This window comes from Prosthecobacter sp., assembly GCF_049294395.1.
GTDB lineage: Bacteria > Verrucomicrobiota > Verrucomicrobiia > Verrucomicrobiales > Verrucomicrobiaceae > Prosthecobacter.
In genome coordinates this window covers 58,307-81,364 of the sequence record NZ_JBAQCR010000052.1, presented here as the reverse complement: position 1 = coordinate 81,364, position 23,058 = coordinate 58,307, and the positions used below count along the sequence as shown (strand labels likewise).

24 protein-coding genes are annotated in these 23,058 nt (G+C 60.2%); 14 read left to right on the top strand and 10 right to left on the bottom strand.

The window, feature by feature from the left end:
• Positions 1 to 83: 83 nt before the first annotated feature.
• The 3 genes from WAW39_RS03650 to pyrE form a co-directional block, all read right to left on the bottom strand.
• Positions 84 to 365 (bottom strand): DUF1330 domain-containing protein, encoded by a 282-nt coding sequence (locus WAW39_RS03650; protein WP_422315928.1) that lies wholly within the window; start codon positions 363 to 365, stop codon positions 84 to 86.
• Positions 366 to 458: 93 nt separating this feature from the next.
• Entirely contained in the window at positions 459 to 779 is a 321-nt protein-coding gene (locus WAW39_RS03645) for a hypothetical protein (protein WP_422315877.1), read from the bottom strand.
• 68 nt (positions 780 to 847) lie between these two features.
• Positions 848 to 1,417: an orotate phosphoribosyltransferase gene (gene pyrE, locus WAW39_RS03640; RefSeq protein ID WP_422315875.1), complete on the bottom strand. Its 570-nt coding sequence runs from the start codon at positions 1,415 to 1,417 to the stop codon at positions 848 to 850.
• 124 nt (positions 1,418 to 1,541) lie between these two features.
• On the opposite strand from pyrE, the gene WAW39_RS03635 reads away from it, so the two are divergent.
• Complete coding sequence (locus WAW39_RS03635; protein ID WP_422315873.1) at positions 1,542 to 3,719, top strand: S16 family serine protease; 2,178 nt, start codon at positions 1,542 to 1,544, stop codon at positions 3,717 to 3,719.
• Positions 3,720 to 3,726: 7 nt separating this feature from the next.
• Here the strand turns inward: WAW39_RS03635 and WAW39_RS03630 are convergent, their stop codons facing one another.
• The 5 genes from WAW39_RS03630 to nuoB form a co-directional block, all read right to left on the bottom strand.
• A complete protein-coding gene (locus WAW39_RS03630) occupies positions 3,727 to 4,581 on the bottom strand; it encodes a hypothetical protein (RefSeq protein WP_422315871.1) in 855 nt (284 codons plus the stop codon).
• 30 nt (positions 4,582 to 4,611) lie between these two features.
• Positions 4,612 to 6,336 carry an LptF/LptG family permease gene (locus tag WAW39_RS03625; protein WP_422315869.1) on the bottom strand — a complete coding sequence of 575 codons (1,725 nt, stop codon included), beginning with the start codon at positions 6,334 to 6,336 and terminating at the stop codon, positions 4,612 to 4,614.
• Between the two features lie 129 nt (positions 6,337 to 6,465).
• Complete coding sequence (locus WAW39_RS03620; RefSeq protein ID WP_422315867.1) at positions 6,466 to 7,728, bottom strand: PQQ-binding-like beta-propeller repeat protein; 1,263 nt, start codon at positions 7,726 to 7,728, stop codon at positions 6,466 to 6,468.
• 85 nt (positions 7,729 to 7,813) lie between these two features.
• A complete protein-coding gene (locus WAW39_RS03615) occupies positions 7,814 to 8,386 on the bottom strand; it encodes an NADH-quinone oxidoreductase subunit C (RefSeq protein ID WP_422315865.1) in 573 nt (190 codons plus the stop codon).
• A 12-nt stretch (positions 8,387 to 8,398) separates the two neighbouring features.
• The gene (gene nuoB, locus WAW39_RS03610) at positions 8,399 to 8,935 is read right to left on the bottom strand and encodes an NADH-quinone oxidoreductase subunit NuoB (protein WP_422315863.1); all 537 of its coding nucleotides are present in this window, start codon (positions 8,933 to 8,935) and stop codon (positions 8,399 to 8,401) included.
• Positions 8,936 to 9,320: 385 nt separating this feature from the next.
• On the opposite strand from nuoB, the gene dnaK reads away from it, so the two are divergent.
• From dnaK to WAW39_RS03545, 13 genes are all read left to right on the top strand, one after another.
• Positions 9,321 to 11,261: a molecular chaperone DnaK gene (dnaK, locus tag WAW39_RS03605; protein WP_422315861.1), complete on the top strand. Its 1,941-nt coding sequence runs from the start codon at positions 9,321 to 9,323 to the stop codon at positions 11,259 to 11,261.
• A 128-nt stretch (positions 11,262 to 11,389) separates the two neighbouring features.
• Complete coding sequence (locus tag WAW39_RS03600) at positions 11,390 to 11,974, top strand: hypothetical protein (protein ID WP_422315859.1); 585 nt, start codon at positions 11,390 to 11,392, stop codon at positions 11,972 to 11,974.
• Positions 11,971 to 12,783, top strand: a complete 813-nt coding sequence (locus WAW39_RS03595; RefSeq protein WP_422315857.1) for a hypothetical protein — start codon at positions 11,971 to 11,973, stop codon at positions 12,781 to 12,783. The genes WAW39_RS03600 and WAW39_RS03595 overlap by 4 nt, the downstream gene beginning before the upstream one ends.
• 106 nt (positions 12,784 to 12,889) lie before the next feature.
• Positions 12,890 to 13,186: a co-chaperone GroES gene (locus WAW39_RS03590; protein ID WP_422315855.1), complete on the top strand. Its 297-nt coding sequence runs from the start codon at positions 12,890 to 12,892 to the stop codon at positions 13,184 to 13,186.
• A 43-nt stretch (positions 13,187 to 13,229) separates the two neighbouring features.
• A complete protein-coding gene (gene groL / locus WAW39_RS03585) occupies positions 13,230 to 14,852 on the top strand; it encodes a chaperonin GroEL (RefSeq protein WP_422315853.1) in 1,623 nt (540 codons plus the stop codon).
• 149 nt (positions 14,853 to 15,001) lie between these two features.
• On the top strand, positions 15,002 to 15,511 hold the full coding sequence (locus WAW39_RS03580) for a hypothetical protein (protein WP_422315851.1): 510 nt from the start codon (positions 15,002 to 15,004) through the stop codon (positions 15,509 to 15,511).
• Positions 15,512 to 15,716: 205 nt separating this feature from the next.
• Entirely contained in the window at positions 15,717 to 17,081 is a 1,365-nt protein-coding gene (locus WAW39_RS03575; protein WP_422315850.1) for an arylsulfatase, read from the top strand.
• A gap of 226 nt (positions 17,082 to 17,307) precedes the next feature.
• Complete coding sequence (locus WAW39_RS03570) at positions 17,308 to 17,805, top strand: hypothetical protein (protein ID WP_422315848.1); 498 nt, start codon at positions 17,308 to 17,310, stop codon at positions 17,803 to 17,805.
• A gap of 76 nt (positions 17,806 to 17,881) precedes the next feature.
• Positions 17,882 to 19,396 carry a Gfo/Idh/MocA family protein gene (locus WAW39_RS03565; protein WP_422315846.1) on the top strand — a complete coding sequence of 505 codons (1,515 nt, stop codon included), beginning with the start codon at positions 17,882 to 17,884 and terminating at the stop codon, positions 19,394 to 19,396.
• 390 nt (positions 19,397 to 19,786) lie between these two features.
• Positions 19,787 to 20,215, top strand: a complete 429-nt coding sequence (locus WAW39_RS03560; RefSeq protein WP_422315844.1) for a peptidoglycan endopeptidase — start codon at positions 19,787 to 19,789, stop codon at positions 20,213 to 20,215.
• Positions 20,216 to 20,292: 77 nt separating this feature from the next.
• Positions 20,293 to 20,514 (top strand): hypothetical protein, encoded by a 222-nt coding sequence (locus WAW39_RS03555; protein WP_422315842.1) that lies wholly within the window; start codon positions 20,293 to 20,295, stop codon positions 20,512 to 20,514.
• A 96-nt stretch (positions 20,515 to 20,610) separates the two neighbouring features.
• Positions 20,611 to 21,129 carry a hypothetical protein gene (locus WAW39_RS03550; protein WP_422315840.1) on the top strand — a complete coding sequence of 173 codons (519 nt, stop codon included), beginning with the start codon at positions 20,611 to 20,613 and terminating at the stop codon, positions 21,127 to 21,129.
• Entirely contained in the window at positions 21,126 to 21,854 is a 729-nt protein-coding gene (locus WAW39_RS03545) for a hypothetical protein (RefSeq protein WP_422315838.1), read from the top strand. The genes WAW39_RS03550 and WAW39_RS03545 overlap by 4 nt, the downstream gene beginning before the upstream one ends.
• Before the next feature lie 32 nt (positions 21,855 to 21,886).
• Here WAW39_RS03545 and WAW39_RS03540 read toward each other — a convergent pair whose 3' ends face one another.
• Positions 21,887 to 22,273, bottom strand: a complete 387-nt coding sequence (locus WAW39_RS03540) for a hypothetical protein (RefSeq protein WP_422315836.1) — start codon at positions 22,271 to 22,273, stop codon at positions 21,887 to 21,889.
• 121 nt (positions 22,274 to 22,394) lie between these two features.
• Positions 22,395 to 22,976 (bottom strand): hypothetical protein, encoded by a 582-nt coding sequence (locus WAW39_RS03535; protein WP_422315834.1) that lies wholly within the window; start codon positions 22,974 to 22,976, stop codon positions 22,395 to 22,397.
• Positions 22,977 to 23,058 lie beyond the last annotated feature (82 nt).

Sequence of the window (23,058 nt, the reverse complement as noted above, 5' to 3'; positions counted from 1 at the left end):
TCTATGCCACAATTTTATCAAACAATGAACATGCCCATAACTGTGCGCCCTAATCGGTGGAAAACCTCCGCCGGAGAAAAAAGCTAAGCCACCTGCACGCCATCAATCGCATAAAACTGCGCCACCGCAGCGCCTTCGCGCAGAGTCCTGGCGCATTGATACTCCTCCGAATGGAAGAACTGCTTGGCGGCTTCGAAGGTGGGGAATTCGAGAATGACCACGCGCTCGGTCACTTCCGGTCCTTCGAGGGTCATGGACTCACCACCCCGCGCAATGAAGCGACCGCCGTATTGCGCGATGATGCCGGGAGTCTGCTTCATGTACTCCGAGTAGCGGGGCCAGTCCGTCACCTGTACGCTTCCGATGATGTAGGCTGGCGTGGATTCAGGGAAGGTTGGGATGTTGGTAAGCAGCGAAGCTAGGCGAAAAGGCGCTGGGCACGCAAGACTGAAAAGCCGTCATTCCATCACGTCTCCTGGCATCGACTGCATCACCTCCGGGAGCATCCTCATGCCCGTGTGCCATTTTTTCAAATCCACCTTCTGCGTAGTGCCGTCTTGTTTCATGATGAGGTCGATCTGATCATCGTCGGCTCTTTCTCCGAGCTCAAACAACTCCTCGGGCGTCATCGACTTCCCACGGTAGGTGATGGTATCTCGTCCGGTGCGGGTGTCGTGATCAAACACCACCGTACGCCTGTGCAGGCAGGAGGTGGCAAAGAGAAGCAGGACGGCACACAGCAATGTGCACGGTCCATAGCTCGGATAATGAGGGTGCATCGTAAGCGCTGGTCGACGGACAAGAGTGTCCATCGTACTTCCAGGCAGGAACTCCCGCAGCGATTTCATCACACCAGATCCGCACGCGTGAACGCAGCCGCCACCGGGTAGCCCTTGGCCTCGATGGCTTCGCGGCCGCCTTCGGAGCGATCCACGAGGATCAAGGCGAAGGCGACTTTGCCGCCTTCTTCCTCGATGGCTTCGATGGCCTTCAGGGTGGAGCCGCCGGTGGTGATGACGTCATCGACGACAACGACGGGCTGGGTGGTGATGAAATTCCCCTCAATGCGTTTGCCACGGCCATGGCCTTTGGGTTCCTTGCGCACCACGAAGGCCTGTACCGGTGGCGTATCGCCCGCGAGGCTGGAGCTCATGGCCACTGCCAGGGTGATGGGGTCCGCACCCATGGTGAGGCCACCGAGGGAGCCGATGCTGAGGCCGCGCTTCGCTTCCTCCTCACGCAGCAGCGCATGCAGCACACGGCCCACGAGCACCGCGCCACGGGAGTCGAGGGTGGTCACACGGCAGTCCACATAGAGATCGCTCTCCTTGCCGGAGGCGAGGGTGAATTTGCCGGTCTTGATGGACTTGGCTTTGAGAATTTGCAGGAGTTCTTCGCGGTCTTGCTGGAGGGACATGGGGCGATTTAGAATTGAGGACCGTGGATGACAAGAGGCGACTGATCGCAGGAACACATTTTTCTACGTGATCACGCCTAATGCAGGTTGACGATTTCCAAGATATTTCCTTAGCTGGGCCCTTATGAAGAAAACACGGGCTCTTTTTTTTCTGCTGCCGGCTTTGTCGTTCGTCCTAGGCGGTATTTATGCGGCGGAGCCCGGTTGGTATGCACGGGCATCCAAGTCGGGCCTCTGCCTGCAGGAGGAGCGCTCGCTGCCCGCTGGCCATTATGTCGGAAACGGCATCCTGGTGAAGGTCGATCCTTATTTAGCGACTCCCCGCGCAACCCAGATGGAGGTGACCTTCCCGGCGGGAACCGTGCTGGAGGACGTGACGCTGAACACCACCAACGGCGGGGTCGTGAATCTGAACAACTGCATCTTGCGCAGAGTGGCGTTCAAAATGACCTCACGCGGCAGCTTCAATCTGACGGGCTGCGCACTGGAGGACTGCTACGTGTCCAATGACAAGGGAGACTTCCGCCGCAGCAACGGTGTGGCATTCACCACCGAGGATCTTTACGGAGAGATCGGTCCGCCGAAGCTGAACATGACAGAGTGCGTGGTGGCTGGCAGCACGCTGGCCTCGCCTTTTTTATGCGGAATGGCCGCCAAACGCTGTACCTTTGTGTCCTGTGTGCTGGAATCTTATCCTACCGATGGGAGCCAGCGCTCCACGCGCTACGTAGAGTGTCTGTTTGACAGCACCAAATTTACCGGAACGGATGTCTTGCTGACCACCAGCCAATGCCGCTTCACCCAATGTGAATGTCTGGATGTGCTTTCAAGAACCGCCGCGAACTTTGTGGTGGCGCCCGTGGTGCTGAGGCTGGCATGGGAGAAGGGCAATCCGGAGCTGCCGGACAAGACCGTCAACGGCAAGGTGAGTTTTGAAAAGATCGCCGCGTCATTCCCGGCCGGCTCCAGCCAGGCTCACGAATGGGATGGCAGCCACCTCAAGGTCGCGGCTTTACCAGACGCAGGCGCCACGCCCCAGCAGCTGCAGCAGGTCTGGAAGCTCATCGACATGAGCAGCGCTATCGCGAACGCCAACACTAATGCTCCGGCAGCCCCCCAAGGTGTGGCACCGGCTGGCAATAACGCAGTGATCACCGGCACCCCTTCCGCCGCCGGAGTGTCCTTCAAATCACGCATCAATCAGGTGAACGGCCTGCTGATCTCCCAGCTCTCCTCCGGCGGCGAGGCCGGGCAGGTCACGCGCATGAACCTCACCGCGCTGCCCTCGCTGGGGGAGTCGCCTTCCACGCTCAAGTTCAATCAAGACGTGGGAGAAAGCATGGGCAAGGCGCTCAATGAGGTCAGCAAATTCTCCCAGCTGCGCCACGGCGGCTGGCCGGTGGGCCACTCGCTGGAGATCGGCTTTGAAGACAAGTACATCGGCAAGGACGGCCCCTCCGCCGCAGTGGCCTGCGCCCTGCTGCTAGAAGCCGCGATCACCGGCAAGAAATGGGACCCCGCCTTTGCGGTGACCGGCGACATGAACGCAGACGGCAGCGTGCAGCCCATCGGCGGTGTGCAGGCGAAGATCCGCGGCGCGACCAAAGGCTCCTGCAAGCTCATGGGTGTGCCGGTGAAGAACGAAAAGTCCGTGATGGATCTTCTGGTGCTGGAAGGTCCGGCACCGCTGGTGGGCATCACCGTCTTTGGCATCACGAGCTTCGACGATGCCCTGCTGCTGGCCAGCACCGAACGGCCGCCGGCGCTGCAAAGTGCCCTCACGGACTTTGACAGCATGCGTACGGTGATGATGAAAGATCCGCGCCAGATGGTGCCGCTGCTGCGCACCCCGCATGCGGCACAGCGTCTGCAAGCCCTGCTGACCGCTGCGCCAAACTGCTACTCCGCCAAGTACCTGCTGCTGTATCTGCAGGGCCGCGGACCTCGCGCGCTTTCCATCGGTGGCTCCATCGAGGCGGCTCAGAACAATGCGCAGTCCGTCGTGTCTGCCATTGATCACGACGTGGACGCCAATGTCTCCAGCCTCAAGGGGGACGAGCTGGGCAACAGCCTGTTCAGACTGCGGCAGGTCCGGCCGCTTCTGGATGCGCGCGTGTGGCCGTATGTGGACGGGCTGGTGGCCTACGGAGAGGTGATCCGTGGCGCACTGCTCAATCCGGTGCGCTCTGGAGCACGCTACACAGATCTGGTCAGCAAGGCCAAGAAGGCGGCGGGCACCGTCAAGGCCGCCTATGACAAGCTGATCAACGACTCCCAGGTGCGCGAGGAGCTGGGGCTCTAATCCCCGCTCATTCCTCCTCAGCTTCGCCTTCGGGCTCAGCAGCGGACTCTGAATCTGCCTCGGACTCTCCATCCGGCTCAGGCTCGGACTCCATCTCGATTTCAATCTCAATCTCCGATTCCACCACGACGTCGGGCTCGGCCTCAGCCTTGGATTCGGCTTGGGCTTCCGCCTCGTTTTCTGCGTCCGCTGGTTCGGCTTCGGGCGCTGTCTCGGCCTTGGCTTCGGTGTCAGCAGCTTCTGCGGGAGCAGCAGCAGCAGCGCCTTCAGAATCCTTCGGTGCCTCGGCATCCGGCTTGGGAACCACACCATCCACGGTGAACGTCACGCCCACGGCTTTCGCTGCATCTGCCGCAGGGCCACCGAAGGCCAGGAGGGTGGCCACTTCGTCCTGCATGTCGGCCATTTCGTCGAGGCGCAGTTCGGGATCGCGCACGATGAAGATTTCACCGGTCTTTTTGTTTTCGTAGAAGAGCATCTTGGCTCCATCCACTTCCTTCTCGGCGGTCTGGTGGAGCTGGCGTTTCCGCTCCAGCATGAGGGCTAGGATGTAGCGCGCGTTTTCGGTGCGCGGATCTCCTTCTTCGATGAAGCGCTGCAGCAGGGCCTGTGCACCTTCCTTGGGGGTGATCTCGGGCTTCGCCTCGGCGAGGACTCTGGAATAGATCGTCTTCCAGGCGGCCACGGGCTTGCGCTGCTCCACCTCCTGCGCCCACGCCTCGGCGCAGACGTCTCGCCTGACGTAGCCGTTTTCCTCCGGATCAAAGTAGATGGTCGTGTGGAAGCTCTCGCCGTCCTCAAACTGACGGCCAGTGACGGCGCAGGTGTGTGCGCGGCTGCGAATGGACCAATTTTGCTGCATCAGCGATTTTTAAGTTTCTGGTTCAAAATATCAAGCGGCAGGGGCGTTGGGCAACGCCGTACCACCGCTGCGATTGCGCGGGCGGGCGATCTGGGGCTTGAGCTTGGAGAGACGCAGTTTGAAGCTTGGCAGGTCGCGGTTCTGCGAGCGGTAATGGAACAGGACAAGGCCAAGGGTGCCAAACAACAGGTGCGGAATCCACACGGTGAGCCAGGGCGGCAGGTGCCCGCCTTTGCCCAGATTGAGGCAGAGATTGTTCATGAACATGTAGATGAAGAAAATGAACACGCTGCCTGCAATGCCACCCACCGAGCCCCGGCGTGAGTAGGCCACCCCCAGCGGCGCGGCCACGAGCACCAAGGCCATGGCCTGCCAGGGCATGGCGAAGCGCTGCCAGAAGTGCGTGCGAAAGGGCGCGAGCTTGTCGTCCGCCGCCTTCGAATGAGCGCTCAGGTAGGAGACAAGCTCCGGCACGCTCATGAAATCAGGCCGCAGCGCATAGCTCACGAGGCTCCAGGGGGTCTCCTCGATTTCCTTCACTTCCAGGACGCTTTGACCGTCTGCTCCCACAGGAAAGGGCCGGATGGATGCGAGGTGACCGTTTTGATAGATCAGCTCCTTGCCGTCATAAAAGCGCCAGCCGGTGCGTGGCGACCAGCCCACCGATGGCGCGATGATCGTGTGCGCGGGCCGCCCCAGATTGTCTTCCTCACGGATTTGCACCCCGTGCATGCGCTCGTGCCCGCTGCGCAGGGAAAAGGGGAAGGTGGCCACATACCAGGTGCGGTGGCTCTGCTCATTATAAAACATGATGCCAAACGCCATGATGGAATCCGCCGCATGCACTTTCATGCCGCTAAAAACGGCCTCACGATTGCCCTCGGCACGCGGCGCCCAGTAGTAGCTGGCCGCCATGTTCAGAAGGCAGGCGTAAACACTGGTGACAAAAATCGGGCGCAGCACCCGGGTCAGGCTCTGGCCGGTGCCCAGCATGGAGATGAGCTCGTTGGCCTTCGACATGCGGGTGAGGGAATAGAGCACCGCCAGCAGCAGCGCCACCGGCAGGATCTGCGTGTACACAAAGGGGATCATCCCCAGATAAAAGGTGATCACCCGTACCACGCCGATTTTGGATTCCTGAAATTCCTTCAGATTGTCCAGCAGATCCATGATGATCCACAGGGTGAAGAAGGACACAAAGCAGAACACCAGCGGATGCAGGAAGGTGCGCAACGTGTAGCGCTCCAGAATGCCGATGCGCCGGTAGTAGTGCAGGGCAAAGGGAACCGACAGAAACACCAGCGCGATGAACACCAGCTTGAAGGCAAAGGCCACCGGCTCCGGCGGTTCGCCCATTTCCGTCATGTGCGAATGCGCGATGTAATCGACCAGATCACTCGCGATGGACCACACGGCCATGGAGACGGAGGCGATGCTGACCGGCAGCATCAGGCGGCGCAGATCGCCCCAGCGGCGCCAGATCACGATCAACAGCACCGGGATGCCCAGCCTGACCCACAGATTGAGATAGGGCAGCACTCTTGAGAGGATCAAAATGCCCTGCGGCACATCCATCTGCGCCACCTGCGCCTGCTGCAGCGCGGCATCCACCGCATCATCTGGGTGCGTGCGGTGCCAGCCCATCAGCATGGAGATGATCAGCAGGGTGATGGCCACGGCAAACGACCCCCGTCCCAAATAGGGGAGTTCACGCGCCTTTTGCCAGGCTTGGATCACACGTTGCTGCCACTTCATGCCGTCAAGAGAGCCCTGAGAGTCGGTTAGAGCCGCCGATGCGTCAAGGGTGCACGGACTCCGGACAAAAAGAAGCCCGGAGTTTTGAGCTCCGGGCTTCGAATTTTAAGACTGGTTGCAGGGGCCAGATCAGTTCACATCCAGGCACACGCCTTCGGTCGTGCTGCGGGCGAAGATTTTGCCATTGGCGAGGATCGGGTAGCTCCAGACCTTGCCATCAAGCACATCTTTGCGCGCCACTTCCTTGTATTTGTCCGGGCTGGCTTCGACAACAACGATTTCACCCTTGTCGCTGGTGGCGATGATCTTGTCTCCTGCGAGGATGACCTGACCGGGGCCGAAGCCTTTTTCCGCCCATTTGTCTTCGCCCGTGCGGATGTCCACGCAGGCCAGGGGGCCGGCGCCGTATTCCTTGAAGCTGAACATGCCGTAGAGGTAGCCGTCTTTGACGACGGGGGTGCTCCAGTGGTTGAAGCACTGGTTTTCACGACGCCAGATCTGGGTCGCTTCCAGTTTGCCGCCGCTCTTGCTGATCTTGAACGCACCGGCACCCACGCCATAACCGGCGGAGCAGTACACGATGTCTTCAAACACCACCGGGGAGGCGGCGGTGCTCACTTTGTAAGGGAAGGGGGCGCGCCAGATCACGCTGCCTTTTTGGGGGTCAACGGCGACGAGGCCGGTCTGCGTGAAAAAGATGGCCTGATGCACGCCAAGGATGTCTGCGAGCACGGGAGTGGCGTGGGTCATCTTGTCGTCTTCACCCTTCCACACAACTTTGCCGGTGTTCTTGTTCAGGCCGATGAGCGCCTGGCCTGCACCACCGCCGGCGAGGAGGAGCACATCACCATCGATCACGGGAGAAGCGGCGTTCTCCCATTTGATCTGTACGCCGGCGTTGTCCTTCATCACGTCGTGCTTCCAGACTTCCTTGCCCGTGGCGGCGTCGAAGCAGAAGACACCGAGCATGGAGTCGATGGCGTACACTTTGCCGGCATTGACCACCGGAGTGGAGCGGGAGCCGTCGCCGCCTTTGTTGTCAGGCGTGCCGGAGTCACCGCCGCCGGTGTATTTGGGAACGATGCTGAGCGGCTTGCTCCACAGCTGCTTGCCGGTCTTTTCATCGAGGCAGACGATTGTTTCACCGCTGTTGCCGTCGGTTTCACCCGTGACGAGCGTGTACACCTTGCCATCTGATTCAGCAAAGGAGCTGAAGCCGAGATTGGTGGGTGATTTCCAGACTTCCTTGAGGCTCCATTTGGCATTGGCCAGGGCGGGGACGACGCCATTGCCGGAAGGACCCCGGAAGGCGCCCCAGTCGGTGGATTCAGCGGAGAAAGCGGTCGTGGCCAGTGCCAGACCAAGTACAGTGGTGAGATGAGTGCGTGTCATGGGAAGGAAATGGAACGAGTGACGCCGTGGGGCTCTTTCGGTACAACGCAGCCCGCACAGCATCTGCGTGCACAGCACTGCCGCGTTACTCCGTGGGCCTGCGGGAGCGCGGCTCACGCGTCACCGTATCGCCGGTGCCTGCACAAGTGACGAAGGGACCGTCCGCCATCGGTGCGGTCTTGGTGAAGCCGACGTCGGGCATGTCGCTGGGCTTGCCTTCGAGCGGGAAGTCTTTGCGCAGCGGGAAGAACGGGTAGCCTTCCCACATGAGGATGCGGCGCATGTCGGGATGGCCGCTGAACTTGATGCCCATCATGTCATACACCTCGCGCTCATGCCAGTTGGCGGTGGGCCAGATGTCGCTGACGGTGGGGACTTCCACGTCCTCGGCCACAGCGGCGCGCACACGCAGGTGCTGCAAGTGGCCGTAGCCATAGAGCTCATACACCATCTCAAAGCGCGGCTCCTTGCCCATGTAATCGAGGCTGCAAATATCGACGAGGCAGTCGAAATTCAGTTCATCGCGGCAGTACGCGAGCAGCGGCTTGGCGTTGGTGAGCTTGACGACGAGCGTGTGTTCGCCACGAAACTCCTTCGTTTCCAGCACGGCATCACCGAACTTCTGCTTCAAGGCTTCAACCATTTGGGCGGCATTCATGGTCGTGAAAAATTAAGCGGTGAGTTCGGCGAGGAGTTCCTTCTTCTGCTCGGTGAAGGAGTGCTCGGTTTCGATCTTGCGCTGCAGACGCATCATGCCTTCAAGCAAGGCTTCCGGGCGTGGAGGGCAGCCGGAGATGTAAACGTCCACCGGGATGAGCTGATCGATGCCCTGAAGCACTGCGTAGCTGCGGTACATGCCGCCGCTGGAGGCGCAGGCACCCATGGCGATGCACCACTTCGGCTCCGGCATCTGGTCCCACACCCGTTTCACGGCGAGGGCCATCTTGTAAGTCACGGTGCCGGCCACGATCATCACATCCGCCTGACGGGGGGAGAAACGCATCACTTCCGCACCGAAGCGGCTCAAGTCGTAGCGGCTGCAGGCGGCGGCCATCATTTCGATGGCGCAGCAGGCGAGGCCCATCGGCATCGGCCACATGGAGTTCTTGCGCATCCAGTTGATGGCGGCGTCCATCTTGGTGAAGATGATATTGCCTTCGACCTTCGAGTCGTAAGCAGTAACGGTGGAATCAGCGGGAGCGACCATGGGAGTCAGAGGGATTTTGGGACCTTGAGAATTACGCCCCCTGCGCAGGGGCGGCAATCAGATTGTGAAACTTTTCACAAGCTGCAAAGCCGTCATTCCGAGAATGACTCACGCTGAAAGCATCAAGCCTGGGGTCCGATTTCAGGGACACGCAGAAAACAGAACCTGAAGCGACGGGATCTCGCCCAATTGTGCCAAGTGCCAGCGCAAGTGTGCCACATTTTGGCACTTTGGCACAATTATTGACTCATTGAGGATTGTGCCATTTCCCACTTATATCATTCAAAATCAGTTCATTGTGTTTCCAAAACACCACTTGGCACGCATCTAGCCAAGTAAGAAGCACCAAAACCCTCAGTATCACTTTCCCCCCAACCCCAAAATCATGAGCAAAATCCTCGGCATTGACCTCGGCACCACCAACTCCTGCATGGCCGTCCTTGAAGGCGGCAAAGCAACGGTGCTCGAAAACAGCGAAGGCGCACGCACGACGCCTTCCATCGTCGCCTTTACCAAGAGCGGCGAACGCGTCGTCGGTCAGGCTGCCAAGCGCCAGGCCGTGACGAATCCCCGCAACACCGTCTTCTCCGTGAAGCGCCTCATGGGCCGCAAGTTCGCGGAACTCACCGAAGCTGACAAGCGCATGCCTTACAAGATCGTGGCTGCCGCCAATGGCGACGCCCACGTGCAGGTCGAAGTCGGCGGCGAAACGAAAGTTTACAGCCCCCAGGAAGTCAGCGCGATGATCCTTGCGAAGCTGAAGGCCGACGCAGAAGCCAAGCTCGGCGAAACGATCACGGAAGCCGTCATCACCGTCCCTGCTTACTTCAACGACAGCCAGCGCAACGCCACCAAGGCCGCAGGCGAAATCGCCGGCCTCAACGTGCGCCGCATCATCAATGAGCCGACCGCAGCCGCCCTGGCCTACGGCCTCGACAGCAAGTCGGACGAAAAAGTCGCCGTGTATGACCTTGGCGGTGGTACCTTCGACATCTCCGTGCTGGAAATCGGCGACGGCGTCTTCGAAGTGCTCGCCACGGACGGCGACACCCACCTCGGTGGTGACGACTGGGACAACACCCTCATCACCTGGATCGTCAACGAATTCAAAACCGACAGCGGCATCGACCTCAGCGGCCAGCCTGACGCGCTTCAGCGCATCAAGGAAGAAGCTGAGAAGGCCAAGATCGCCCTCAGCTCCAGCCAGAGCTACGACCTGAATCTCCCCTTCATCACCGCCGACGCCTCCGGGCCGAAGCACATCATGAAGACCCTCACCCGCGCCAAGATGGAGCAGCTCACGGACAACCTGTTCGAGCGCACCATCAAGCCCGTGCGTGACTGCCTTGCCGCCGCCAAACTGGACGCCAGCAAGATCGACGAACTCGTGCTCGTGGGTGGTATGACCCGCATGCCCAAGGTCGTTGAGACCGCAAAGAAACTCGCCGGCAAAGACCCCCATCAGGGCGTGAACCCGGATGAAGTCGTCGCCATCGGCGCAGCCATCCAGGGCGGCGTGCTCAAAGGTGACGTCAAAGACGTGCTCCTCCTCGATGTGACCCCGCTCACCCTCTCCATCGAGACGGCAGGCGGCGTGGCCACCCCGATGATCCCGCGCAACACCACCATTCCGAAGAAGCACAGCCAGATCTTCTCCACCTACAGCGACAACCAGCCCGGCGTGGAAATCGTCGTCCTGCAGGGCGAGCGCCCGATGTCCCGCGACAACAAGACGCTCGGCACCTTCAAGCTCGACGGCATCCCACCAGCCCCACGCGGTGTGCCACAGGTCGAAGTGACCTTTGACATCGACGCCAACGGCATCCTGCACGTCAGCGCCAAGGAAAAAGTCAGCGGCAAAGAGCAGAAGATCTCCATCCAGGGCAGCTCCGGCCTCAGCCAGGAAGAGATCGAAAAAGCCAAGCGCGATGCCGAAGAGCACGCCGACGAGGACATGAAGCGCAAGGAAGCCGTCGAAGTGAAGAACAAGGCGGAAGGCCTCAGCTTCGAGATCGAAAAGCAGCTCAAGGAGTGGGAAAGCAAAGTCCCCGCCGACCAGCTCACCCCGATCAAGGACAAGCTCGCTTCCCTGAAGTCCGCCGTCGAATCCGGTGACACCGACAAGATGAAGGCCCAGACCGAAGAACTCGAAAAACTCTTCGCCGCCGCCTATCAAGCCGCTGCCGCCGCAGGCGCAACCGGAGCCCCCGGTGGCATGCCCGACATGAGCGGCGCAGGCCCGGAAGCCGCTGCTTCGGAAACGAAGTCGCAGGACAAAGGCAAGGTCGTCGATGCCGACTTCGAAGTCGTGGACAAGGACAAGTAATTGATCACGAGAATGTCAGGAACGACGACAGCACAGGCAGCTTTTGGAATGGCGACGAATAGTCGCCATTCCGGTCGCGCCGTGGCTATGGCAACGTCGGCGTTTTCCATCTCAACCCCAGTGTCACGATGAGTTTGGTAGCGCTCAAGGAACTGTCTGCACTCGACGGAGAGGCCAAGGGCCTCCTCGCGAGGCATGATGAGCTCCTGCTGAAGATGCGCCGCACTTTTCTCAACAAGATCGTGGAGTGTTTCACCGGGCTGACCGAGGCCGAGGGCTTCCGCATCACACGCGATCCCATGGGCGCCACCGCCCGGCTCTCCGAAACGGAGCTGATGATCAGCTGCACGGACCCCTCCCACACGCTGGTGGATTCTCAGGCGAAGTATTCCGTGACCTGCTCGCTGGCCCAGAACCGAGCCTACGGCATCCTGCTCTGCCGCCAGCCGCTGGTGCAGTTCACGAATCAAAGCGCCGACACGAACGACCAGATCACGAACAAGAAGCTGGAGATCGAGTATCTGAAGTCGCTGATCGAAAACCAGGGCGGTGACCAGTGGTTCGTCATGGGCCGCCTGGAAAACACCTCCAACATGCACGGTATGACCGGCATGCTGGGCTCTCCTTATGAGCCCTTCCAAACTCTCGACCAGGCTGTGAAAACAGCCCTGTGTGAAATCTCCAACGCAGCCATCGCCCCACGCGCCGCATGAATGCTTCAACTTCACAGCCTCCGGTGATGGCATCATTCCCCGACAGCCAATGCGCAGCCGCAAAACGCGAAGCGTCTTGGAGTGCGGTGGCCTGCGACACCGCTTTCGAGCGTCTCACCGTGCCCGAGAATCTCCCACGCCTGCGCAAGCCAAAAAGCGGCGTGGCGCTTCGCTTCCCGCACGCACTCCAAGACGCTTCGCGACTCTGTGCGCTGCTGGGCCTTGCCATGTTTTTCACTGCTTGCGGCAAATCGCCCGAGGCTGCCAAGACGCCTGAAACTCCTGTGACACCGAAGGCTGTAGTAGCAGATTCACGCATCGAAGCCGAAATCTCCAGCGCGCTGACGCCTGCGCCTGAGAAGAGCGCCTCCCCCGCAGACAACGCTTTGAAGAGCGAAGCGGACAGTATCATCGCACAGTACCCCGGCAAGACCGCCACCGAGCTGCTGAACACGCCGGAAGTGAAGGACAAGCTGGCCGTGGCGATGAAAAAACTCGCGGCTGACCCCGTCCTGCTGAAGCGCGTGAACTCCACCGTGGATCTCGCCGCACAAATCAAAGGCCTCGAAGGTGCCGCGAAGCTTGACCTGGACATGAAAGGCTACGATCAGGCACGCACCTCACGCATGCTGCAGTCCGTGCTCTCCGAAGAGCCGCAGCGCATCGTGGACTTCCTCGTCAGTGAAATCGGCGAGGCAGCCCCAGACCTCAGCTATGGCGGCCTGGAGCGCGCTCCGAACGGAGTCGCCATCGTCCCCAACACCCTTCCGGCGCCAGCCGCTGCGGCACCGCCCACCGACCCCGAATGAATTTCCGCCCGGCCAGCCGGCACACCAACCCGTGTGACAGCAGGCCGGGCAGACAACCCGAACCAAACCAGAACCAGAAACCCTCAAAGCACAAACCAGACCAACTATGGCCACCTCCATCACACCCCTCGGACGCCGCGTCCTCGTCAAGCGTTCCATCAGCGAAGAAAAGACCGCTGGCGGCATCTTCCTCCCTGACACTGCCAAAGAAAAGCCACAGGAAGCTGAAGTGCTCGCCCTTGGCACCGGCAAGGACGACGAAGGCAAAGACGTCGCCACCCTCTTCACCGTGAAGAAGGGCGACAAGGTCCTCATCTCCAAGTACGGCGGCACGGAAGTGAAGCTCAACGGCGATGACGTCCTCATCATCAACGAAACCGACATCCTCGGCATCATCGGCTAATCCCCCCTCAAAACCCACCTCAACTCACACTACTTAAACAGATATGGCTAAACAACTCTACTTCGACGAAGCCGCCCGTCAGGCACTCCTCCGCGGCGTCACCAAGCTGGCTCGCGCCGTCAAGGCCACTCTCGGCCCTGCTGGTCGCAACGTCATCCTTGAAAAGAAATTCGGCAGCCCAACGATCACCAAGGACGGCGTCACCGTCGCCAAGGAAATCGAGCTTCCAGATGCTTATGAAAACATGGGCGCTCAGCTCATCAAGGAAGTCTCCTCCAAGACCTCCGACATCGCTGGTGACGGCACCACGACCGCCACGGTCCTGGCTGAAGCCATCTACGCAGAAGGTCTCCGCAACGTGACCGCCGGCGCCAACCCGATCTCGCTTCAGCGCGGCATCATGAAGGCCACCGAGGCCATCGTGGCCAAGCTCAAGGAAATCTCCACCCCCGTCAAGGACAGCAAGGAAGTGGCCCAGGTCGCAACCGTGTCCGCCAACTGGGACTCCAGCATCGGCAACATCATCGCCGAAGCCATGGACAAAGTGGGCAAGGAAGGCACCATCACCGTCGAAGAAGCCAAGTCCATCGAAACGACTCTCGAAGTCGTCGAAGGCATGCAGTTCGACAAGGGCTACCTCTCCCCTTACTTCGTCACCAATCCGGAGACGATGGAGTGCAACCTTGAGAACGCCTACATCCTCATCAACGAGAAGAAGGTCAGCAACCTGAAGGACATGCTGCCTCTGCTTGAGAAGGTCGCCCGCTCTGGCAAGCCCCTCCTCATCATCGCTGAAGACGTCGAAGGTGAAGCCCTTGCCACCCTCGTGGTGAACAAGCTGCGCGGCACCCTCAACATCGTGGCCGTCAAGGCTCCTGGCTTCGGCGACCGCCGCAAGGCCATGCTCGAAGACATCGCCATCCTCACCGGCGGCCGCTGCATCACCGAAGACCTTGGCATCAAGCTTGAGAACATCGAGCTCGCTGACCTTGGCCGTGCCAAGCGCATCACCATCGGCAAGGAAAACACCGTCATCGTCGAAGGCGAAGGCGGCAGCGAAGCCATTGCAGGCCGCGTTTCCCAGATCAAGAACCAGATCTCCGAAACCACCAGCGACTACGACCGTGAGAAGCTCCAGGAGCGTCTTGCCAAGCTCGCCGGCGGCGTCGCCGTCATCAACGTCGGTGCTGCCACCGAAACTGAGATGAAGGAAAAGAAAGCCCGCGTCGAAGACGCCCTGCACGCCACCCGTGCAGCCGTCGAAGAAGGCATCGTTCCTGGGGGCGGCGTCGCCCTCATCCGTGCTCAGGCTTCCATCGGTGACCTCGGCCTTACCGGCGACGAGAAGACCGGTGCTGAAATCGTCGCACGTGCGATCGAAGCTCCTCTTCGTCAGCTTGCTGCCAACGCAGGCATCGAAGGCGCGCTTGTCGTTGCTGAAGTCAAGAAAGGCAAAGGCAACCACGGCTACAACGTCGCCACCGGCAAGTATGAAGACCTCATCAAGGCAGGTGTCGTTGACCCAGCCAAGGTGACCCGCAGCGCTCTCCAGAACGCCGCCTCCATCTCCGGCCTCCTCCTCACCACCGAATGTCTGATCTCCGACATTCCGAAGGAAGAAGCCGCTGACGCCGGCCATGCCCACGACCACGGCGGCATGATGTAATTTTTGACCGCTGCGTGACCCAACCCACGCGGCGCTTCAAAACCCAAAACCCCCACGCGGCCCGGAAGTGATTCCGGGCCGTTATTTTTTTTGTACTCGTCTTGGAACAATAATTTCGTAGATGTCCGCCACCTCACTTCCTTCTTACGATGAAAATCCACAACGCCCTCCGCCATCTCTCCCTTCTCGCCGTTGCCCTGGTGCTTTCCAGCTGCGCCACCCACACGCCGCGTCCCGTCTTCGTCAGTCCTCTCACGGCGGTCATCAGCCAGGGAGACGGCGTCACCACCCAGGTGAGCACCACGGACGCACGCATGTCTGAAGAGGAGCGCCAGATGCTCGGAGACCGGATCACCCAGGCGGTGCAGACGCTGGCACAGCCCGGCTCGGGAACACCAGGCCGTTATGAACTCGTGGTCAACATCACCCGTTACACCAAAGGCAGCGGCTTCGTGCGCACCGCGATGCCCGGCATGGGGCAGATGCATCTCGATGGGGTGGTGACGGTGTATCAGATGCCCAAGCGGGTGAAGGTGGGTGAGTTCATCATCAACAAAGCCTTCGCCATCGGCGGCCTCTACAGCCTGGCGGTGAACATGAACACCATTGCCAACACCTACGCGCAGGCCGTGGCAAAAACGGTGTGCCAGGTGCGGTAATGGAGCGCACGCGTCTCGCGTGCTGTTTTCCGCGTCCTCGCGGAAAACCGTCCCTTGAGGACACTCAAGCTGGCAGACGGGTGCAACGTGACACCCCCCTTTATGGACAGCATTCAGCGGGACGCTGAATGCAGCAAGCGAGGACGCGTGCGCTCCATCCAGATTCACGTCAAGAACGCCGCCAGTGCAGCGTTCCCATCGTCCCATGATCCGACCCTTCGTCCTGCTCCTTGCCGCCTGCGTACTCTCCACCGCCGCCGCAGGCCAGCCCAATCTCATTTTCATTCTCAGCGATGACCTCGCACAGGGAGACCTGGGCTGCTACGGGCAGAAGCTGATTCAGACGCCGAACCTCGACCGCATGGCGAAGGAGGGCACGCGCTACCTGCAGGCCTACAGCGGCACGAGTGTGTGCGCACCTTCGCGCTCGTCGCTGATGACCGGCCTGCACACCGGGCACTGCCCGATCCGTGCGAATCGCGAGATCGGCGCGGAAGGGCAGAAGCCGCTGCCAGCGGGCACGATCACCGTGGCGCAGATTTTGCATGATGCGGGCTATGCCACCGCCTGCATGGGGAAGTGGGGCATGGGCATGTTCGACACCACGGGCAGTCCGCTCAAACTAGGCTTTGACCACTTCTACGGCTACAACTGCCAGCGCCACGCGCACAGCTACTTCCCCACCTACCTCTACAACAACGACCAGCGCTTCGATTTGCCCGGCAACACCGGCAAAGGCGTGGGCAAGACCTACGCGCAGCAGCTGATCTCTGATGAAGTCGTGCGCTGGGTGCGCGAGCATAAGTCCGGCCCCTTTTTCCTCTACTACTCGATCACGCTGCCACATGGCAACTTCGAGATCGACAGCCAGGGTCTCTATAAGGACAAGCCATGGACTGAGATGCAGAAGAACTACGCCGCCATGGTCACTCGTCTGGACAGCGATGTGGGCCGCCTGCTCGACACGCTCAAAGAGTGCGGCATTGATGACAACACGCTCGTCATGACCGCTGGTGACAACGGCTCGTCCTTTGATCCCACGTCCGAAATGGGCAGGCTCTTTGAACAGGCCTCCAACGGCCTGCGTGGCTACAAGCGCGGCCTGTATGAAGGTGCGCTGCGACAAGCCGCACTGGCACGCTGGCCCGGCAAGGTTCCCGCCGGACGCGTGACGGATGAACCCTGGGCGTTCTGGGATTTCCTGCCCACCGCCGCCGAACTCGCCGGCGCGAAGGTTCCCGCCGAGTGCAAGACCGATGGCCACTCATTGGTCTCGTTCATCAAAGGCGGCCCGGCACCGCAGCGCGATCACTTTTACTGGGAGCTGCATGAAGGGGCCTCTCTACAGGCGGTGCGCTTTGGCGACTGGAAAGCCGTGCGCAACGGCCCGGAGAGCCCCATTGAACTGTACGACCTCAAGGCCGATGCGGCAGAGGCGCATGACCTCGCCAAGGAGAAGCCTGATCTCGTGGCCAAAGCCGCCGCACTGATGGAAACTTCCCGCACGTCTGATCCCGACTGGCCGCTGGTTCAGAAGCGAGCAGGGCGGGACAAGAAGAAGAAACCCTGAGCCCAACAGCGCTGCTTTCGCACCCTTCTGCTTTTGGGTATTTGTGCCTGTTATGGGCTTTTTGGAAGAAGAGAAGAATTCCATGTGCGCTTCCCTAAAGATCCATTTACAGTACTTCCAAACTTAAAAATTTAGAGACCGAAAAAGGCAATATTTTGAAATTCTATAGGATTGAGAGTGAAGAAGGCTTGATTATTTATGGAAATTTTAATATGTTTGACTTTGCATGAGCTTCCAATCATCCAACACCACTCTGCCGCCCGGCCTGCCTGTTCGCTCAGGGGACCTTTTCGCCAATGAGCTGGCCGCGCTGGTGCAGGACATTCAACGCACCCGGGAGTGGTTTAACCATCGGCTCGATGCGCAGCTCGCCAGCTTGAGGCAGCTCTGTGCCGCCACGCATGCGGAGGAATCGAAGTGCACCCATTCGGTGGCAACTTTGTTAGAGGCACCGCGTCCCGTGACGCTGCCCTCTGCGGAACCGACTCCCTCAATGGTCACATCGGCTCCCGCAGCAGTACCAGCACCTGCGCCAGCTCCGGCTGTGCCACCCCCTCAGGCGCCCGTGAAGACGGTTTCAACCGTGCATCAGGCGATCATCCTGCCACCGACTTTGACGGCCACGCTCGACCCCCAGCTCGAGCAAGCGACGCTGCATGAACTGAACAACGCCCTGACGCGCGCGTTTTCAGAAATCTCCGCCCGCGGCGGAATGATCAGCTGATTTTTGCCTCCGCAGAATATCAGCGAAGATTCTTTGGCAAACTCGGCCCATGAGGCAACGTACAAAAGTGCTCCTCATGAATACCATTATCACCGACCCTGCCGCTTCATCCCGGCGCGAATTTCTCAAAACCACCACGAAGACTGCCGCCGGTCTGTCCGTGCTCTCCGGCATCACCCTTCCCAATGTTCATGCCGCTGGCAGTGATGAAATCCGCACGGCTTTGATCGGTTGCGGTGGCCGTGGCACCGGTGCTGCCAGCAATGCCATGGGCATCCAGAAGCGCGTGACCCGCCTCGTGGCGATGGCAGACGTTTCTGAAAAGCGTCTCAAGGGCAGCTTTGAAGCACTGAGCACCAAGCACCCTGACCGCATGTCCGTGTCTGAAGACGCGAAGTTCATCGGCTTCGACGCCTACAAAAACGCCATCGACTCCCTGCGCAAAGGTGACGTGGCCATCTTCACCACGCCGGTGGCCTTCCGCTGGGTGCACTTCAAATACGCCATCGAAAAGGGCGTGAACATCTTCATGGAAAAGCCGATCTGCACCGACGGCCCCACCGCCCGCCGTCTGCTGGCCCTGAATGAAGAAGCCAAGAAGAAGAATCTCAAAGTCGGCGTGGGCCTCATGTGCCGCCACTGCCGCGTCCGTGGCGAACTCTTCAACCGCATTCAGGACGGCGAGATCGGCGATCTCCTCCTCATGCGCGCCTACCGCATGCAGGGCCCCGTGGGTTCTGCCTTCACCCTCCCACGTGATCCGAAAGTGGACCCGAGCGAACTGCAGTGGCAGATCCAGCGCTTCCACAGCTTCCTGTGGGCGAGCGGCGGCGGCTTCAGCGACTTCAACATCCACAACATCGACGAAGCCTGCTGGATGAAGAACGACTGGCCGGTCGAAGTGCAGGCCAGCGGCGGCCGCAGCGACCGCGGTGACTACATTGATCAGAACTTCGACCACTACAGCTGCGAGTACACCTTCAAAGACGGCGCGAAGCTCTTCCTCGAAGGCCGCACCGCCATCGGCACGCACAACCAGTTTGCCACCCAGGTGCATGGCACGAAGGGCAGTGCGATCGTCTCCACCGCCGGTCACTTCCCCTCCAAGGCGATGACCTTCAACAGCCAGAAGATGCAGCGTTCCAACATCATCTGGCGCGGCAAGCAGCCGGAGCCGAATCCGTATGACCTCGAGTGGCAGGACCTCATCGACGCCATCGTTGCCGACAAGCCTTACAATGAAGTGGAGCGCGGCATCAAGTCCAGCGTCACCACCGCCATGGGCCGTGCCGCGGCGCACACCGGCCAGGTCGTTCGCTACGATGACTACATCAACAGCGCGTTCGAGTTCGCCCCAGGCGTCGACAAGCTCACCCTTGATGGTCCTGCACCGCTCATCGCTGATGCAAACGGCAAGTACCCTGTGCCACAGCCTGGCATCCTCAAAGACCGCGAGTACGCCATGGAGCCGCAGGCCAATCCCTTTCCGCTCATCCCAATGCCTCCAGCCCCTGCCGAGGAGCCGCTGTCTCCGCCAGAACGGCCGAAGCCCGCTGCGAAGAAGAAAGAAGAGAAGAAGGCCAAGGTCTAAAAGCCACCGCCTGGGCCCAGCGCCCATGAGCATCCTTCCCAACCGCTGCCCTTCACGGGGCAGCGGTTTTTTATGGCATGAAGACGCGACCGCCCAGCTATCTTGGGTCCTGGCTCTCATTAAATCGCTACCCGGTATAAGATCCCGCTATTCATCTTAAGAAGCTAAGATAGACCTGAGACGGATCTGAATATCTACTTAGGCGCGCAACTCAGACATTTGAATTACTGTGTTTGCGTGGACAAACAAGAGGATGACACCCCCATACCAGAATCTCTGAGTGACACGCCCGAAGCCGAATGTGTGCGGCAGCTGTTCGGGCGCAGGCACTGGATGAAACTGGGTATGTGGGGTGCCTTGGGCACGATTGGAGGAGGTATGGGCTACTACATGGCCCCTCCTGCAATCGTGCCATTGTATTTCAATGGCGTTTATGCCTTCGCGCATGAAACCCACCCTGCGGTGGTTCATCAGCTGGTGGCCGCCGGGAATGAACTGGTGGGGAAGCCCTACAAGTGGGGCGGGGGTCACAAAGTTCTGTTTGATAACGGCTTCGACTGCTCAGGCTCCGTCTCTCACGTGCTCTACCGTGCCAAGCTGCTGGACAAACCGCTCAATTCCGTGGCCTTTGCCCGGTACGCCTGGGCCGGACCTGGGAATTACGTCACGCTTTTCGTCAAACCCAAGCACCACGTTTTCTTGCAGATCTGCGGCCTCCGTTTTGACACCTCGGGCGCGCTGACCGGGGAGGGGCCCCGCTGGCGTGCCACCAGCCGTTCCTACGACGGCTTTTATGCGCGTCATCCTGCGTGGCTCTGAAACAACGCCGCGCACTCGCATGAGATCTAGAGGGGAACCGGGCTTGTGATCCATGCCATACGCGTGGAAGCTCGCCCATGAACACCCCTCTGTTGATGCTTAGTCTTCTCCTTGGCTCCGGCCAGATGGCCTGCCACAAAAAAGCCGCGCCCGCCCAGGCGGACATGGATGCTGAAACCCGGCAAAAAGCCATCGAAGTCAGGGCCGCCGCCGACAAAAAAACGGCCGCCATCAACGAGGCTGCTATCCTCCAAAAGGCCGAGGCCAAAGAAGCGCCCAAAGCTGGTCCGGTGAAGTAGGGGACGCGGCCTGAAGTCACCTCATTCGCGCCTGATCAAAGATAGGATTCATGCGGATTGACAGCGCCGCTGCTCTGCGGGCAGAATGCGTGCCATATGAAGTCATGCACCCCAGCCACTTTGTTTGTCTTTCAACGCTTGCAAGCCTGGATGCTGCAAGCTGCGGCGCTGGTGCTGCTGGCATCCTGCGAAGTGCCTGCGGGCAATGGCGGGCTGTCCGGTGCCGCCACGCCCAATGTCCAGGGCATCTACCAAGGCTCCTACACCTACGGCGGTGCCTATCACAAGCTGGCCGGGCAGACGGTCTCCTTTGAGATCTCTATAAAGCAGGCGCGCGGCTCCAGCAATATCACCGGAGTGATCAAGGAAGCCTACACCGGCTCTGGCGTTCTGAAGGATGGCTATGTCTGGTCCAACGTCAGCGGCACCTGCGTGAGTGAGAGCGGCTATATCCATCTGAAATTCCGCAAAACCTACCGCCACTCCAAGGAGCCGCCGGTGCTCTATCAGGGCTCGCTCCCGCCGGGCTCTGCCCTGCTCTCAGGCACCTGGTATTTGCAGGATAAGACGAGTGACAGCGGCATGTTTCAAATCAGCGGCATGCAGGTGCAATGACCGCCGCTCGCACGCTTGTCTGGTTCGCAGCCTTCAGTTTGACAGGCTTTGTTCTGCGTGCGCAGACCGCGGCCGATACGCAGCAGCCTGCCATCGTCGTCAGTGGCTTTGAGCCCTTTGGGGGCCGTGACCGCAATGCCTCCTGGATTCTGGCTCGAGAAATCGCCAAGGCCTTCCCTCGCGAAGTCCGCGCCTTGCAGATACCCGTCGTCTGGGGTGCCCCGCTGACCGCCATCAACAACACCCAACCGCTGCCGCAGGTGTGGATCGCTTTTGGTGAAGGCACCCCGGAGTTTCAGATCGAAATCCTCGCACACAATCAGCGTGGAAGTTATCCGGACAACCAGAAGGCCAAACCTGCCACACCGGACATCGTCAGCAATTCAGCCCCTGTGCTGAAACAGCAGGCGCAGGTGAAGGACCTTGCCGCCGCATTGACCCAGGCGGGGTTTCCCACCCACGTGTCTCAGAGCGCCGGACGTTACCTGTGCGAGGAAATGCTTTATTCACTCCTCTACGCCCAGCAGCAGCATCCTGAGGCGCTGCGCCTTGTGCTCTTCATTCATGTCCCGACGCTGGAGCAGTCCCTTCCTGTTTCTCCGGCGAAACAGGGTGCGCCTGCTGCACGCGAGCAGGTGGACGCCGATCTGCTGCAGGCCTTTGGGAGGCAGCTCTTCGCCTCGCTGCGCACGCTCGGTCTGCTGAAGGCTGCGCCACATCGCTGAGATTATGCCTCGTCTTTAATGCGAGCCTCTACTCAGTGGTGATGACCACCACCATGGCCCGCATGCCCGCCACCACCGTGGCTCATGTGCCCACCGCCATGCAACACCGGTCCATGGACATGCCCGCCAAAATGGGGATGCACATAATAGTTGGGACGATAGTTGTAGCTGCGGTAGCCGTAGCTGTGACCGTAGTAAGGCCGTACATACACCGGAGCGGGGGGCTGCGTCACCCATTGGTAAATGGGGTAGCCCATGGCGTCATATCCCACGATCTGGTAGACGGCGTACACCGGCATGCCATTGGTCAGGTAGCTCACGATGTGGCGCTGATTGACAAACGGAGGCGGGGCCGCATGGGCAGGCATGGCGATGCTCAACACACTGACCGCAGCAAGGAGACTGAAGAGTGTTTTCATACAATGAGGGAGGGTTGTTCCACCCTATTAAACGGCCTGCCATTCGGCTTATTCAATCCCCGGCGGCAGCGCAGTTCCTGCATGCACCTCGGCGCTCGATCATCACACCTGCACCCGCCGATCAAGCCTGCGCATTCAGGAATGCCAGGGCGGCGGAGCGCTGTGGATGCTCTTCGAGTTCCCTGCGCAGCACCTGAAGCTTCTCCAGCAGTTCCACGCCCAGCCGCTCCCGCAGCTGTGCCAAGTGCACCGCATCCAGCTCCTGCTGGCGCACGGCCTTCTGCCAGGGTGCGGTGAAGATTAAATGGATCGAATTCTGCAAGTGGCCGCCACACAGCGCCTCCCACTCGCCACCGTCCAGCCAGATGCCGCCCGTATGGGAGCGCTCCACGCGAAACGACTGCCCATGGCCCACGCGATAGCGTGTCATCACCGTACCCGACTCGGGACACAGTTTGACCGCACCATCAAATTCGCTCACCGGCACGGCCTCAGCCGCCGCACTTTCCTCGGCCACCTCTGTCGCAGGCAGCTTGCTGCGCCAGCGCCAGTAGTTCTCCGCCGGGATCCAGTGTCCGCCAGTTTCTGGACAGCGGAATGCGTTCAGACCGGGTTCCAGTTCGACGCGTTCCAGACGTTTGTGGTGGGCAAGGGGACTTAGCATGACGAATGCGATCATGCGCCACACCCACTTCGTCGCCATGACATTTCCCAGCCATTTATGGAAGCAGCTGGTGTGGCTCCGCATGCACCACCTCGACAAAACGCGCACGCTGCGCATCCTC

What these genes read in the sequence shown, in the direction of transcription:
- WAW39_RS03635 (WP_422315873.1), top strand. Translation starts at nt 1,542, where the DNA reads ATGAAGAAAACACGGGCTCTTTTTTTTCTGCTGCCGGCTTTGTCGTTC.
- WAW39_RS03595 (WP_422315857.1), top strand. Translation starts at nt 11,971, where the DNA reads ATGAATGCTTCAACTTCACAGCCTCCGGTGATGGCATCATTCCCCGAC.
- WAW39_RS03555 (WP_422315842.1), top strand. Translation starts at nt 20,293, where the DNA reads ATGAACACCCCTCTGTTGATGCTTAGTCTTCTCCTTGGCTCCGGCCAG.
- WAW39_RS03535 (WP_422315834.1), bottom strand. Translation starts at nt 22,976, where the DNA reads ATGGCGACGAAGTGGGTGTGGCGCATGATCGCATTCGTCATGCTAAGT.
- WAW39_RS03615 (WP_422315865.1), bottom strand. Translation starts at nt 8,386, where the DNA reads ATGAATGCCGCCCAAATGGTTGAAGCCTTGAAGCAGAAGTTCGGTGAT.
- groL (WP_422315853.1), top strand. Translation starts at nt 13,230, where the DNA reads ATGGCTAAACAACTCTACTTCGACGAAGCCGCCCGTCAGGCACTCCTC.
- dnaK (WP_422315861.1), top strand. Translation starts at nt 9,321, where the DNA reads ATGAGCAAAATCCTCGGCATTGACCTCGGCACCACCAACTCCTGCATG.
- WAW39_RS03630 (WP_422315871.1), bottom strand. Translation starts at nt 4,581, where the DNA reads ATGCAGCAAAATTGGTCCATTCGCAGCCGCGCACACACCTGCGCCGTC.
- WAW39_RS03625 (WP_422315869.1), bottom strand. Translation starts at nt 6,336, where the DNA reads ATGAAGTGGCAGCAACGTGTGATCCAAGCCTGGCAAAAGGCGCGTGAA.
- WAW39_RS03590 (WP_422315855.1), top strand. Translation starts at nt 12,890, where the DNA reads ATGGCCACCTCCATCACACCCCTCGGACGCCGCGTCCTCGTCAAGCGT.
- WAW39_RS03550 (WP_422315840.1), top strand. Translation starts at nt 20,611, where the DNA reads ATGAAGTCATGCACCCCAGCCACTTTGTTTGTCTTTCAACGCTTGCAA.
- WAW39_RS03545 (WP_422315838.1), top strand. Translation starts at nt 21,126, where the DNA reads ATGACCGCCGCTCGCACGCTTGTCTGGTTCGCAGCCTTCAGTTTGACA.
- WAW39_RS03560 (WP_422315844.1), top strand. Translation starts at nt 19,787, where the DNA reads ATGGCCCCTCCTGCAATCGTGCCATTGTATTTCAATGGCGTTTATGCC.
- WAW39_RS03645 (WP_422315877.1), bottom strand. Translation starts at nt 779, where the DNA reads ATGCACCCTCATTATCCGAGCTATGGACCGTGCACATTGCTGTGTGCC.
- WAW39_RS03620 (WP_422315867.1), bottom strand. Translation starts at nt 7,728, where the DNA reads ATGACACGCACTCATCTCACCACTGTACTTGGTCTGGCACTGGCCACG.
- WAW39_RS03565 (WP_422315846.1), top strand. Translation starts at nt 17,882, where the DNA reads ATGAATACCATTATCACCGACCCTGCCGCTTCATCCCGGCGCGAATTT.
- WAW39_RS03575 (WP_422315850.1), top strand. Translation starts at nt 15,717, where the DNA reads ATGATCCGACCCTTCGTCCTGCTCCTTGCCGCCTGCGTACTCTCCACC.
- WAW39_RS03600 (WP_422315859.1), top strand. Translation starts at nt 11,390, where the DNA reads ATGAGTTTGGTAGCGCTCAAGGAACTGTCTGCACTCGACGGAGAGGCC.
- pyrE (WP_422315875.1), bottom strand. Translation starts at nt 1,417, where the DNA reads ATGTCCCTCCAGCAAGACCGCGAAGAACTCCTGCAAATTCTCAAAGCC.
- WAW39_RS03540 (WP_422315836.1), bottom strand. Translation starts at nt 22,273, where the DNA reads ATGAAAACACTCTTCAGTCTCCTTGCTGCGGTCAGTGTGTTGAGCATC.
- WAW39_RS03580 (WP_422315851.1), top strand. Translation starts at nt 15,002, where the DNA reads ATGAAAATCCACAACGCCCTCCGCCATCTCTCCCTTCTCGCCGTTGCC.
- WAW39_RS03570 (WP_422315848.1), top strand. Translation starts at nt 17,308, where the DNA reads ATGAGCTTCCAATCATCCAACACCACTCTGCCGCCCGGCCTGCCTGTT.
- nuoB (WP_422315863.1), bottom strand. Translation starts at nt 8,935, where the DNA reads ATGGTCGCTCCCGCTGATTCCACCGTTACTGCTTACGACTCGAAGGTC.